General features: G+C 69.8%; 12 protein-coding genes. 11 read left to right on the top strand and 1 reads right to left on the bottom strand.

Annotation, left to right across the window (positions count from 1 at the left end; all coding sequences use genetic code 11):
* Window positions 1–227: 227 nt before the first annotated feature.
* Entirely contained in the window at window positions 228–1,109 is an 882-nt protein-coding gene (locus QM595_RS15780) for an IS5 family transposase (RefSeq protein WP_415172530.1), read from the top strand.
* 43 nt (window positions 1,110–1,152) lie between these two features.
* Here QM595_RS15780 and QM595_RS15775 read toward each other — a convergent pair whose 3' ends face one another.
* On the bottom strand, window positions 1,153–2,547 hold the full coding sequence (locus QM595_RS15775) for a hypothetical protein (protein WP_415172529.1): 1,395 nt from the start codon (window positions 2,545–2,547) through the stop codon (window positions 1,153–1,155).
* 259 nt (window positions 2,548–2,806) lie between these two features.
* Between QM595_RS15775 and QM595_RS15770 the strand changes: the two genes are divergently transcribed.
* The 10 genes from QM595_RS15770 (at window position 2,807) to QM595_RS15725 (ending at window position 12,912) form a co-directional block, all read left to right on the top strand.
* Window positions 2,807–3,166, top strand: a complete 360-nt coding sequence (locus QM595_RS15770; protein ID WP_415172528.1) for an NADH-quinone oxidoreductase subunit A — start codon at window positions 2,807–2,809, stop codon at window positions 3,164–3,166.
* Between the two features lie 202 nt (window positions 3,167–3,368).
* Window positions 3,369–3,923 (top strand): NuoB/complex I 20 kDa subunit family protein, encoded by a 555-nt coding sequence (locus tag QM595_RS15765; RefSeq protein ID WP_415172527.1) that lies wholly within the window; start codon window positions 3,369–3,371, stop codon window positions 3,921–3,923.
* Window positions 3,920–4,597: an NADH-quinone oxidoreductase subunit C gene (locus tag QM595_RS15760; RefSeq protein WP_415172526.1), complete on the top strand. Its 678-nt coding sequence runs from the start codon at window positions 3,920–3,922 to the stop codon at window positions 4,595–4,597. The genes QM595_RS15765 and QM595_RS15760 overlap by 4 nt, the downstream gene beginning before the upstream one ends.
* 91 nt (window positions 4,598–4,688) lie before the next feature.
* Complete coding sequence (locus QM595_RS15755) at window positions 4,689–6,023, top strand: NADH-quinone oxidoreductase subunit D (RefSeq protein WP_415172525.1); 1,335 nt, start codon at window positions 4,689–4,691, stop codon at window positions 6,021–6,023.
* Window positions 6,020–6,802, top strand: a complete 783-nt coding sequence (nuoE, locus tag QM595_RS15750) for an NADH-quinone oxidoreductase subunit NuoE (RefSeq protein WP_415172524.1) — start codon at window positions 6,020–6,022, stop codon at window positions 6,800–6,802. The genes QM595_RS15755 and nuoE overlap by 4 nt, the downstream gene beginning before the upstream one ends.
* A complete protein-coding gene (gene nuoF / locus QM595_RS15745; RefSeq protein WP_415172523.1) occupies window positions 6,795–8,102 on the top strand; it encodes an NADH-quinone oxidoreductase subunit NuoF in 1,308 nt (435 codons plus the stop codon). The genes nuoE and nuoF overlap by 8 nt, the downstream gene beginning before the upstream one ends.
* Window positions 8,099–10,372 carry an NADH-quinone oxidoreductase subunit G gene (locus QM595_RS15740; RefSeq protein WP_415172522.1) on the top strand — a complete coding sequence of 758 codons (2,274 nt, stop codon included), beginning with the start codon at window positions 8,099–8,101 and terminating at the stop codon, window positions 10,370–10,372. Before nuoF ends, QM595_RS15740 begins: the two co-directional genes overlap by 4 nt.
* Window positions 10,365–11,609 (top strand): NADH-quinone oxidoreductase subunit NuoH, encoded by a 1,245-nt coding sequence (gene nuoH, locus QM595_RS15735; RefSeq protein ID WP_415172521.1) that lies wholly within the window; start codon window positions 10,365–10,367, stop codon window positions 11,607–11,609. The genes QM595_RS15740 and nuoH overlap by 8 nt, the downstream gene beginning before the upstream one ends.
* Window positions 11,606–12,163, top strand: a complete 558-nt coding sequence (nuoI, locus tag QM595_RS15730) for an NADH-quinone oxidoreductase subunit NuoI (protein WP_415172520.1) — start codon at window positions 11,606–11,608, stop codon at window positions 12,161–12,163. Before nuoH ends, nuoI begins: the two co-directional genes overlap by 4 nt.
* On the top strand, window positions 12,160–12,912 hold the full coding sequence (locus QM595_RS15725; RefSeq protein ID WP_415172519.1) for an NADH-quinone oxidoreductase subunit J: 753 nt from the start codon (window positions 12,160–12,162) through the stop codon (window positions 12,910–12,912). Before nuoI ends, QM595_RS15725 begins: the two co-directional genes overlap by 4 nt.
* Window positions 12,913–12,950: the final 38 nt, after the last annotated feature.

Below are 12,950 nucleotides of genomic sequence, written 5' to 3'. Positions count from 1 at the left end.
GTCGAGCGAGGCGTCGTTCCAGTGCGTGGCTGAGTGCCGCCGACGAAGGAGCCGTGGCGGAGCCACGGCGACTGAGGAGAAGGTGCTCAGGCACGTGCTGGGGCGGCGGCGCGCCGACTCTGCCCTACCTGCGGAATCTCTAAGAGCGCGTTTGAGAACTTGCGGCGGGTTGCGGTGGTGTGAGGAAGGACTCCTGTTAGCCAGGTGATCGACCAAGATCCACCTCGTTGCAGGAGTCCTTCCTCATGCCATCTTCCTGTATTTGCGCCTGCGGTGTGTGCCCGTCCCACGGACCCGTCCTGGAACGCATCGCGAAAGGCTATGTCTCCTCCTCGGTCACGGATGCGCAGTGGGAGGTCATCGATCCGCTCCTGCCACGGCCCGGTAACGAGCACGGGAAGGGCGGACGGAACGCGAAGTGGCCGCGCCGGCTGGTCGTGGACGCGATCTTCTACGTCTCTCGCAACGGCATCGCATGGGCGGCGTTACCGGCAGGGTTCCCGCCGTCGGGAACGGTGTACTGGTGGTTCTCCGCGTGGGCCAGGCAGGGCGTGTGGCAGCGTGTCCACGACGCTCTGCGCGACCGGCTTCGCGTCCGGCTCGGCCGGAACCCGGAGCCGACGGCGGCGGTGATCGACGCGCAGACCGTGCGCGCCTCGAACCAGGTCCACGAAGACACCAGCGGATACGACGCGGGCAAGAAGACCAAAGGCCGCAAACGCCACATCGCCGTCGACACGAACGGGCTGCTCCTGGCGATCGTGGTCACGGCCGCGTCGATCCAGGACCGCGACGGAGCGATCCGGGTCCTCGCGCTCCTCGGAAACCGCTTCTCCAAGGTCCGCCACGTCTGGGTAGATGGCGGGTACGCGGGACGGTTCATCACCCTCGCCAAACAGGTGTGGAGCATCCTCGCCGAGGTCGTCAAACGCTCCGACGACGTCAAGGGCTTCCAACTGCTGCACCGCCGCTGGGTCGTGGAACGCACCTTCGGATGGCTGATGCGGCACCGCCGCCTCGTCCGCGACTACGAGACCCTCCCCGAACGCCACGAAGCCTTCGTCCACATCGCACTCATCATGACCATGTCACGCCAACTCACACGATAAAACCAAGTTCTCAAACGCGCTCTAAGAGCTTCCGCCAGGAGCCTCAGCGCTTCCCCGCCTCGGTCGCGAGTGGCTGGTTGACGACGGCGGCCAGGCCCGGCATCGTGCCGCCGCACTGGAGCACGGCGGCGACCGTCTTCTCGCTCAGCACGGCTCGATGGATCAGGACCGTGGCCAGGGTCGTCAGCCAGTCCTGGACCGCCCAGTCGTCGACCCGGCGCCGGAGCTGGGCGCTCGTCAGCTCCCGGAGCAGTCGAGCGGGCAGCGTGGAGCGGAAGTCAGGGAACATCGCGGCCGAGGTCACCGCCCGGGCGGCGATCTGCCCACGAGCGGTCGTGTGACTCTCATCGAATCCGGTCTGCCAGTTGATCACCGCGTCCAGGAGCGAGGCTGCGCCGGCCCGGACCACCACTCGTCTGATCGCATCGACCACGTGGTCGGCGGCACACCAGTCCGGACCCGGCGGACAGGCGCGAGTGCCCGCCAGCGCGGCGGTCACCGGGCCGAGGCCGTGCAGCCGCGCCGGCCGGTCGAGCAGGTCCTCGACGGCGGTCGTGACGAGCCAAGGCTGTACGACGATGCGCACCAGGTGGCGGACGAGGGACTCCGGCGTCGGCTCGCTGCCGTCGGCGTTGAACCAGGCATAGGCGGCCCGCCAGGCAGGCACCGCCCAGGAGACGCCCAGCCCCTCGACCAACTCGGCGGCGTCGGCCAGCAGCGCCCCGACCGCACGACCGCGACCGGCACTACGGGCGACCGCCTGGGCGACGACGATCGGCTCGCCCATGGCATGTTCCTCGAACAGTGGCACGGCGAGGTTGAGCAGATCCACCAGCTGCTCCGGCCCGGCGTCGACCAGCCGCGCCGCCCGCGCCGCCACCAGTGGGGCCAGCGGCCCCCACCGCTGCTCCGGATCCCAGGACGGCACCGCCGGCACCTCCCAGCCCGGCGGAGCCGCCACCTCGGGCGCCGCCGAGACGAGCCGGGTGAAGGCCGTCGTGGCTCTGGCGCGGGCGGCATCGTCGAGCGGCGTCGGCGCACCAGCGGGAGCGCGATGGAGCGACCAGCGCACCGGGCAGACCGGGGAGCCGCGGACCTGGAGCGCCTCGAGCGACTCCGCGTCCTCGGCCGCGTCGAGCCGGAAGCGGACGGTGACCAGACCGGCGTCGTAGGACTCCTCCCAGACGTCGCCGACATCGAGCCTGCCCTCGGCCAGCCGGGACGCGAGGCTGTTGAGCAGGTGGGTCAGATCCCTGGGGCTGAAGCTCCAGTCGTGGCCGGGATCCTCGCCAAGGCTCGGCCGGGCCCAGATGTGGAGCTCGGGGAGGCCCCGGTCGGCCAGGCCGATGGTGTAGGCGAAGCTCGGGCCGTCGTCGGCGTCGCCGAGGACGGCCTGCACCTGCCACCAGGGGATGCGAGCGAGGGGATCACGGGCCATAGCACGAGTGTGACAGTCCACGCCGACAATATTGGGCTCAAGTCAGTTGTCACCCTGCGAACCACCCTGAGAACGTGTTGGGAAAGTCCTGGATCCGCGGGACCTTGGTCAACGGTTCGCCCCACACGCGTGACGCCGCGACTCGCGAGTGGTAGAAATGGATAGGTGGGGTTTGTGATCCAGTTCACAAGATCACAAGACCACTCAATCTCAATGACGAGTGCCTGTCCGTTGTGGCGACGGTAGGAGGGAGCGGCAGATGCAGCTCTACACCCCGGTGTTGGCTCTGCTCGCGCTAGCGACTCTGTTCGCGGTCGGGTCCGTGGTGATGTCGAGCCTGGTCGGCCCGAAGCGCTACAACCGAGTCAAGCTCGACTCCTACGAGTGCGGCATCGAGCCCACCCCACAGGCGGTCGGAGGCGGTCGCTTCCCGGTGAAGTACTACATCACCGCGATGCTCTTCATCGTCTTCGACATCGAGATCATCTTCCTCTACCCGTGGGCGGTTCAGTTCGACCAGCTCGGCATCTTCGGACTCGTCGAGATGGTGCTGTTCATCGCCACGGTGTTCGTCGCCTACGCCTACGTCTGGCGTCGCGGCGGACTGGACTGGGATTGAGCGCCACGATGCACGGACGCCGCCTTCGTTCTCGTCGCTCGACGACCGCTTCGCTCTTGAGGTCGCCGAGGACGCTCCGCGCCCTGGCTCCCTCGCTCGGCGCGCATACGCGAGCAAGCTCGGCATGCGGCCTCGCTCAGTCGCCTTCGCTCCTCGGCCTTGGCGGCGCCCGCGCCTCGCGACGCTCAAAGGGAGATGACTGATGGGAATCGAAGAGAAGCTGCCCTCCGGCGTGCTGTTGACCACCGTCGAGGGCGTCGCCGGCTACATGCGCAAGGCGTCCTTCTGGCCGGCCACCTTCGGCCTGGCCTGCTGTGCCATCGAGATGATGACCTCCGGTGGCCCGAAGTACGACCTGGGCCGGTTCGGCATGGAGGTCTTCCGGGCCAGCCCCCGGCAGGCCGACCTGATGATCGTCGCCGGTCGGGTCAGCCAGAAGATGGCGCCGGTGCTGCGTCAGATCTACGACCAGATGCCCGAGCCCAAGTGGGTGATCGCGATGGGCGTGTGCGCCAGCAGCGGCGGCATGTTCAACAACTACGCCATCGTCCAGGGGGTCGACCACATCGTCCCGGTGGACATGTACCTCCCCGGCTGCCCGCCGCGCCCGGAGATGCTCATCGACGCCATCCTCAAGCTCCACGACAAGGTGCAGCACACCAAGCTCGGCGCCAACCGCGTCAAGGAGATCGAGCAGCAGGAGAGCGACGCCCTCAAGGCGCTGCCGACCAGCCAGATGAGGGGCCTGATGCGATGACCGAGAGCAACGTCCCCGACAACGCTCTGCCGACTCCGGGGCCGGCGGTCGCTCAGGAGCAGCTCGGCACCCGTCACGGCATGTTCGGCGCCCACGACACCGGCGACACCTCCGGCTACGGTGGCCTGGTCCGGCCGGTCGTGCTGCCGGCGCCGTCCTCGCCGCCGTACGGCGGGTGGTACGACGAGGTGGCGGCCGAGCTGGAGGTCGCCAACCCGTCGGTGGTGATCGACCGCGGCGAGATCACCTTCCACGTCCGCCGCGAGGACCTGCTCACCGTCGGCAGGATCCTGCGCGACAAGCTCCGCTTCGAGCTGTGCAGCGGCGTCAACGGCGTCCACTACCCCGACGACACCGGCCGGGAGCTGCACGCGGTCTACCACCTGCTCTCGATGACCCACAACCGTCGGATCCGGCTGGAGACCAGCGCCCCCGAGACCGACCCGCACCTGCCCAGCCTGGCGAGCGTCTACCCGACCCTCGACTGGCACGAGCGGGAGACCTACGACATGTTCGGGCTGATCTTCGACGACCACCCGGCGCTGACCCGGATCCTGATGCCGGACGACTGGCCGGGCCACCCGCAGCGCAAGGACTACCCGCTGGGCGGCATTCCTGTCGAGTACAAGGGGGCTTCGACACCGCCCCCCGACCAGCGCAGGAGCTACTCATGACGACCGACCTGATGCGGGCACCTGACCTTTTCGCACGCGACACGCCGGAAAAGGCGTGCAGAACGTCAGGTGCCAGGGGAAGGGGGACGCGATGAGCACCAGCCAGGACTACGGGTACAGCGACACCTCCGAGGGACGTGTCTTCACCGTCTCCGGCCAGGACTGGGACGCGCTCACCGACCAGCTCGCCGAGGTGGCCGAGGAGCGGGTCGTGGTCAATATGGGCCCCCAGCACCCCTCCACCCACGGCGTGCTGCGGCTCATCCTCGAGCTGGAGGGCGAGACCGTCACCGAGGCCCGCTGCGGCATCGGCTACCTCCACACCGGCATCGAGAAGAACATGGAGTTCCGCACCTGGGTGCAGGGCGTCACGTTCTGCACCCGGATGGACTACCTCTCGCCGCTGTTCAACGAGGCGGCCTACGTCCTCTCCGTCGAGCGGCTGCTCGGCATCGAGGACCAGATCCCGGAGAAGGCCCAGGTCATGCGGGTGCTCCTGATGGAGCTCAACCGGATCTCCTCCCACCTGGTCGCCATCGCGACCGGCGGCATGGAGATCGGCGCGCTGACCGTCATGACCATCGGCTTCCGCGAGCGCGAGCTGGTGCTCGACCTGTTCGAGCTGATCACCGGCCTGCGGATGAACCACGCCTTCATCCGGCCCGGCGGCGTCGCCCAGGACCTGCCGCCCGGCGCGCTGGAGGAGATTCGCGGCTTCATCACCCTGATGAGGAAGCGGCTCCCGGAGTATGCCGACCTCTGCAACGCCAACCCGATCTTCAAGGCCCGCCTGGAGGAGGTCGGCGTCCTCGACCTCGAGGGCTGCCTCGCGCTGGGCATCACCGGCCCGGTGCTGCGCTCGACCGGCTACCCCTGGGACCTGCGCAAGACCCAGCCCTACTGCGGCTACGAGACCTACGACTTCGACGTACAGACCTGGGACACCGCCGACTCCTACGGCCGGTTCCGGATCCGGCTCGCCGAGATGTGGGAGTCGCTGAAGATCGTCGAGCAGTGCGCCGACCGGCTCGCCAAGCTGGAGGGCGCCCCGGTGATGGTGGCCGACAAGAAGATCGCCTGGCCCAGCCAGCTCGCGATCGGCGCCGACGGCATGGGCAACAGCCTCGACCACATCAAGCACATCATGGGCGAGTCCATGGAGGCGCTGATCCACCACTTCAAGCTGGTCACCGAGGGCTTCCGGGTCCCGGCCGGCCAGGCCTATGTGCCGATCGAAGGGCCGCGCGGCGAGCTCGGCGCCCATGTCGTCTCCGACGGCGGCACCCGCCCCTACCGGGTCCACTTCCGCGACCCGTCCTTCACCAACCTGCAGGCGACCAGCGTGATGTCCGAGGGCGGCATGGTCGCCGACGTGATCGTGGCCATCGCCTCCATCGACCCGGTGATGGGAGGTGTCGACCGGTGAGCATCGACGCCACGACGTACGACGAGCTCAAGGAGATCGCCGCCCGCTACCCACAGCCGCGCTCCGGCCTGCTGCCGATGCTCCACCTGGTGCAGTCCGCCGAGGGCCATGTGACCCCTGCGGGCATCGAGGCGTGCGCCGAGATCCTGGGCATCACCCCGGCCGAGGTGAGCGGCGTCGCGACGTTCTACACCATGTACAAGCGCCGCCCCGTCGGCGACTACCTCGTCGGGGTCTGCACCAACACGCTGTGCGCGGTGATGGGCGGCGACGAGATCTTCGCCCGCCTCAAGGAGCACCTCGACGTCGGCAACGACGAGACCACGGCGGTTCGCCCAGAAGACAAGCACAGCGTCACCCTGGAGCACGTCGAGTGCAACGCCGCCTGCGACTACGCACCGGTGGTGATGGTCAACTGGGAGTTCGTCGACAACCAGACCCCCGACAGCGCCGTCGCGCTGGTCGACGACCTGCGCGCCGGCGTCGAGCGGCACGCCACCCGGGGCCCCCGGCTGTGCACCTGGCGGCAGGCCGAGCGGGTGCTCGCCGGCTTCCCCGACGGCCTCGCCGACGAGGGCCCCAGCGCCGGCCCGGCCTCGTTGGCCGGCCTGAGGATCGCCCGCGAGCGCGGCTGGTCCGCGCCGGCCACGGTCGGCGGCCGGGACGCAGCCGCCCAGCCCGACAGCAAGCTGGCCGCCGTCGAGGAGGCCGACACCCGCCGTGCCGAGAGCGAGACGGTGACCGAGACCGTCTCGAAGGAGGGGACCTCCGATGACTGACCCCCTGACCCCCGTCCTCACCGAGAACTGGGCCGAGGAGCGCTCCTGGACCCTGGCGTCGTACGGCGCCTATGCGGGCCTGGACAAGGCGCTGACGATGACCCCCGACGAGGTCATCGCCGCCGTCAAGGACTCCGGCCTGCGCGGCCGCGGCGGCGCCGGCTTCCCGACGGGCATGAAGTGGTCGTTCATCCCGCAGGACAACCCGAACCCGAAGTATCTGGTGGTCAACGCCGACGAGTCCGAGCCGGGCACCTGCAAGGACATCCCGCTGATGATGGCCAACCCGCACGTGCTGGTGGAGGGCGTCATCATCAGCTCCTACGCCATCCGCGCCAACCGCGCCTTCATCTACGTGCGCGGCGAGGTGCTGCACGTGATCCGCCGGCTGCAGGCCGCCGTGCAGGAGGCGTACGCCGCCGGCCACCTCGGCCAGGACATCCACGGCTCCGGCTATTCGCTGGATCTCGTGGTCCATGCCGGCGCGGGCGCCTATATCTGCGGCGAGGAGACCGCGCTGCTCGACTCCCTGGAGGGGCGTCGCGGCCAGCCCCGGCTGCGGCCGCCGTTCCCCGCCGTCGCCGGCCTCTACGCCAGCCCGACGGTCATCAACAACTGCGAGTCGATCGCCTCGGTGCCCGCCATCATCGCCAACGGCCCGCAGTGGTTCGCCTCGATGGGCACCGAGAAGTCCCAGGGCCACGGCATCTTCTCGCTGTCGGGTCACGTGACCAGGCCGGGGCAGTACGAGGCGCCGCTGGGCATCACCCTGCGCGAGCTGCTCGACCTCGCTGGTGGCGTCCGCGAGGGCCACGAGCTGAAGTTCTGGACCCCGGGCGGCTCCTCGACGCCGCTGTTCACTCACGAGCAGCTCGACACCCCGCTCGACTTCGAGTCCGTCGGCGCCGCCGGGTCGATGCTCGGCACCCGCGCGCTGCAGATCTTCGACGAGACCACCTGCGTGGTGCGGGCGGTGCTGCGGTGGACGGAGTTCTACAAGCACGAGTCCTGCGGCAAGTGCACGCCCTGCCGCGAGGGCACCTGGTGGCTGGTGCAGGTGCTCACCCGGTTGGAGCGGGGCGAGGGGTCCGAGGCCGACCTCGACCTGCTGCTCGACCAGTGCGACAACATCCTGGGCCGCGCCTTCTGCGCGCTCGGTGACGGCGCCACCAGCCCGATCACGTCGAGCATCAAGCACTTCCGCGAGGAATACCTCGACCATCTGCGTCAGGGCGGCTGCCCGTTCGACCCCGCCCGGTCCACGCTCTGGGCGCCGGCTCCCGAGGAGGTCACGGCATGACGAGCCAAGAGGTCGAGCAGCGCCAGGCCCAGCAGCTGGTCAGCCTGACCATCGACGGCATCCCCGTCTCGGTGCCGCCCGGCACGCTCGTGATCCGCGCCGCGGAGCAGGTCGGCGTACAGATCCCGCGGTTCTGCGACCACCCGCTGCTCGAGCCCGTCGGCGCCTGCCGACAGTGTCTGGTCGACATCCCCGACGCCGGCAACGGCCGCGGCTTTCCCAAGCCACAGGCCTCCTGCACCATCCCGGTCGCCGAGGGCATGGTCGTCGAGACCGCCAACGCGACCGCGACCAAGGCCCAGCACGGGATCATGGAGTTCCTGCTGGTCAACCACCCGCTCGACTGCCCGGTCTGCGACAAGGGCGGCGAGTGCCCGCTGCAGAACCAGGCGATGTCGAATGGACAAGGAGAGTCCCGCTTCTCTGCAAACGGGGCCGGCATCAAGCGCACCTTCCCCAAGCCGATCAACCTCAGCCCCACCATCCTGCTGGACCGGGAGCGCTGCATCGTCTGCCAGCGCTGCACCCGGTTCGCCGCCGAGATCCCCGGCGACCCCGGCATCTCGCTGATCCAGAGGGGCGCGCAGCAGCAGATCGGCATCGCCGACGGGGAGCCGTTCGACTCCTACTTCTCCGGCAACACCATCCAGATCTGCCCGGTCGGCGCGCTCACCTCGGAGGAGTACCGCTTCCGCTCCCGGCCCTTCGACCTGATCTCCACCCCCGGGGTCGGCGAGCACGACGCCTGCGGCGCCGCGATCCGCGTCGACCACCGTCGCGGCAAGGTGATGCGCCGGCTCTCCGGCAACGACCCGGCGGTCAACGAGGAGTGGATCACCGACAAGGACCGGTTCGGCTTCGCCTACCTCTACGGCGACGACCGGATCGCCTACCCGATGATCCGCGAGGATGGAACGCTACGGCCGGCCTCGTGGCTGGAGGCGTTCACGGTCGCCGCTCGTGGCCTGGCGGCCGCCGGTGCCGCGGCGGTGCTGCCCGGTGGCCGGCTCACCCTGGCCGACGCCCGGGCCTACGCGGCCTTCGCCCGCGAGACGCTCGGCACCGAGGACGTCGACTTCCGGGCCCGGCCGCTCTCGGCCGAGGAGACCGGCTTCCTGCGCGAACACGTCGCCGGCAGCGGCCTCGGCGTGACGTACGACGACCTGGAGGCCGCCCCGGTCGTGGTGCTGGCCGGCCTGGAGCCCGAGGACGAGGCCGGCAGCATCTTCCTGCGGCTGCGTAAGTCGGTCCGCCACGGCGGCACCAAGGTGGTCGCCGTCGCGCCGTACACCTCGCGGGGGTCGGCCAAGCTCTCCGCCGAGCTGGTGCGGACCGCGCCCGGCGAGGAGGCGGCCGCGATCGCGGCGCTCGACCTGCCCGAGGGCGCGGTCATCCTGGCCGGCGAGCGGCTCGCGCTCTCCCCGGGCGCGCTGCCGGCGGTCGCGGCGACCGGCGCCAGGTGGGCCTGGGTGCCCCGCCGCGCCGGCGACCGTGGTGCGGTCGAGGCCGGGCTGCTCCCGGCCGAGGGCGGCCGCGACGCCGACGAGATCGTCGCCGCGACCATTGCCGGGGAGATCGGCGCGCTGGTCGTCGGCGGCGTCGACCCCGACGACACCGCCGACCCGGCGGCATTCCTGGCCGCGCTGGAGGCGGCGGAGTTCGTGGTCAGCCTGGAGGTCCGTCGTACCGCGGTCACCGAGCGGGCCGACGTGGTCTTCCCGGCCGCCGCGATCACCGACAAGGCCGGCGCCTTCGTCAACTGGGAGGGCCGCGAGCGAGCCTTCCCGCGGGTCTTCAAGAACCCCAACGCCCTGACGGAGACCCGCATCCTCCAGGAGGTGACCGACGAATACCGCCGAGTCGGCAGAAGTGTGAGTTCTCAGGACGCCGAGTCGGCAGAAGTGCTGGTCCACCTTGTGGAAGACGCCGGCACTAGTGCCGACTCGGCGGTCTCTGAGCCAGCACTTCTGCCGACTCGGCGGTTCAGGCTGGCCACGTGGAAGCTGATGCTGGACAACGGCGTGCTGCAGCAGGGTGACAAGGCGCTGGCCGCCACCGCCCGGCCGGCGGTGGCCCGGCTCAGCCAGCGCAACCTCGACGAGTTCGGCACGACGGTGACCATCACCGGCGACCGGGGCTCGGTCACGCTGCCCGCCGAGGCGGCCGACCTCGCCGACGACGTGGTGTGGCTGCCGGCCAACTCCACCGGTCGCGGACTGCTCGCCGACCTGGCCAGCCCCGGCTCGCCCGTGGAGGTGTCTCGTGCTTGACGCTTTCGGCCACGACCCCTGGTGGATCATCGTCATCAAGACCGTCGCGATCTTCCTGATCCTGGTGCTGCTGACGCTGTTCAACATCTGGTGGGAGCGCCGCGTCGTCGCCCGGATGCAGCACCGCATCGGTCCCAACGTGCACGGCCCCTTCGGCCTGCTGCAGTCCCTCGCCGACGGCGTGAAGCTGGCGCTGAAGGAGGACATCATCCCCAAGGCGGCCGACAAGGCCGTCTACCTGCTCGCACCGGTGATCGTGGTGGTCCCGGCCTTCCTGACCTGGGCGGTCATCCCGCTCGGCCCCGAGGTCAACCTGTTCGGCCACCACACTCCGCTGCAGCTGACGGACATGCCGGTCGCGGTGCTCTTCGTGATGGCCATCGCGTCGGTCGGCATCTACGGCATCGTGCTCGGCGGCTGGTCCTCCGGCTCGACGTACTCCCTGCTCGGCGGTCTGCGCTCCTCGGCCCAGATGATCTCCTACGAGGTCGCCATGGGTCTCGCGCTCGTCCCCGTCTTCATGTACGCCGGCAGCCTCTCGACCGCCGACATCGTCGCCGCCCAGGGCACCTGGAATATCGTGCTGGTGCCGAGCTTCGTCATCTACTGCATCGCCATGGTCGGCGAGACGAACCGGGCGCCCTTCGACCTGCCGGAGGCGGAGGGCGAGCTGGTCGGCGGCTTCCACACCGAATACTCCAGCCTGAAGTTCGCGCTCTTCTTCCTCGCCGAGTACATCAACATGGCGACCGTCTCCGCACTGGCGACCACCCTGTTCCTGGGCGGCTGGCGGGCGCCGTTCTGGATCGACCACCTCTACGCCGGCTTCAACGAGGGCTGGTGGCCGGTGCTGTGGTTCTTCGGCAAGGTGTTCTTCTTCGTCTTCGTCTTCATCTGGCTGCGCGGCTCGCTGCCCCGGCTGCGCTACGACCAGTTCATGGCGCTCGGCTGGAAGGTGCTCATCCCGGTCTCGCTGGCGTGGCTCGTCCTGGTCGCGGCGATGCGGGCGATCGACAACGAGGGCGGCCTCGACCGGCGCACGCTGATCATCGCCCTGGTCGTCCTCGCCGCGATCTCGCTGGCGCTCACCTTCGTCCCCGCCAAGAAGCCGCCGGCCGAGGCCGTCGCCGAGGAGCCCGCCGGGGAGCCGACCGGCTTCCCGACGCCGCCGATGCCCGCCGGTGGCGCCGTTCGCGGCGCGGCGGGACCGCTTGAGTTCGGAAAGGAGCCGGCATGACGCTCAAGGAGTCCCTCTGGGACCCGGTCGCCGGATTCGGGGTGACCTTCCGGACCATGTTCCGCAAGGTCGTCACCGAGCAGTACCCCTTCGAGAAGCAGCCCACCGCGCCCCGCTTCCACGGCCGTCACCAGCTCAACCGCTGGCCCGACGGGCTGGAGAAGTGCGTCGGCTGCGAGCTGTGCGCCTGGGCCTGCCCGGCCGACGCGATCTACGTCGAGGGCGCTGCCAACACCGAGGAGGAGCGGTTCAGCCCCGGTGAGCGTTACGGCCGCGTCTACCAGATCAACTACCTGCGCTGCATCCTGTGCGGGCTGTGCATCGAGGCCTGCCCGACCCGGGCGCTGACGATGACCAACGAATACGAGCTGGCCGACGACAACCGCGCCGACCTGATCTACGAGAAGCAGGATCTGCTGGCCCCGCTGCTGCCCGGCATGGAGCAGCCGCCGCACCCGATGCGGCTGGCCGACGACGCCGAGTTCTACTACCGCGGCGAGTTCGCCGCCGCGCCGGTCGGGGGCACCTTCGCCGCCAGCGAGGACGCCGAATGACCGCCTCCTTCTGGATCCTGGCCCCGGTCATGGTCCTGGCCGCCCTCGGCCTGCTGGTGGTCCGCAAGGCGGTCCACGCCGCGCTGCTGCTGGCGGTCGTGATGATCAGCCTGGCGGTCCTCTACGCCGGCCTCGACGCGCCCTTCCTGTTCGCGGTGCAGATCATCGTCTACACCGGCGCGATCCTGATGCTGTTCCTGTTCGTGCTGATGCTGGTCGGCGTGGACGCCTCGGACTCGGTCGTCGAGACCATCCGGGGCCAGCGCGTCCTGGCGGTCCTGGGCGGTCTGCTGCTCGGCGTCACCCTGGTCATCGGTACGGCGCAGCTCAGCCTCGGCACGATGGTCGGCCTCGAGGAGGCCAACGGGAGCAGCAATATCAAGGCATTGGCCAACCTGCTGTTCTCCCGCTACGTCTTCGCCTTCGAGGTCACCAGCGCCCTGCTCATCACCGCCGCGCTCGGCGCGATGGTGCTCGCCCACCGCGAGCGGCTCGACCCGTTGCCCACCCAGGCCGACCTCGCCAAGCAGCGGGTGCGCGACTTCACCGAGCTGGGCACCCACCTCGGCCCGCTGCCGCCACCGGGCACCTTCGCCCGTCACAACGCCGTCGACACCCCGGCGCTGCTCCCGGACGGCTCCACGTCGGAGAAGTCCGTCAGCCGGGTGCTGGCCGCCCGCGGCTCGGTGCGCGGCGTGCCCGCCGAGCTCGACCGACCCACCCAGATCGCGAAGGAGGCCGAAGAGTGAGCAGCATTCGACCGGCCATGCTCACCCGCCTCCTCCGG

The organism is Nocardioides sp. (assembly GCF_047607185.1).
Taxonomy (GTDB): domain Bacteria; phylum Actinomycetota; class Actinomycetes; order Propionibacteriales; family Nocardioidaceae; genus Nocardioides.
This window is presented reverse-complemented; position numbering and strand designations above follow the sequence as displayed.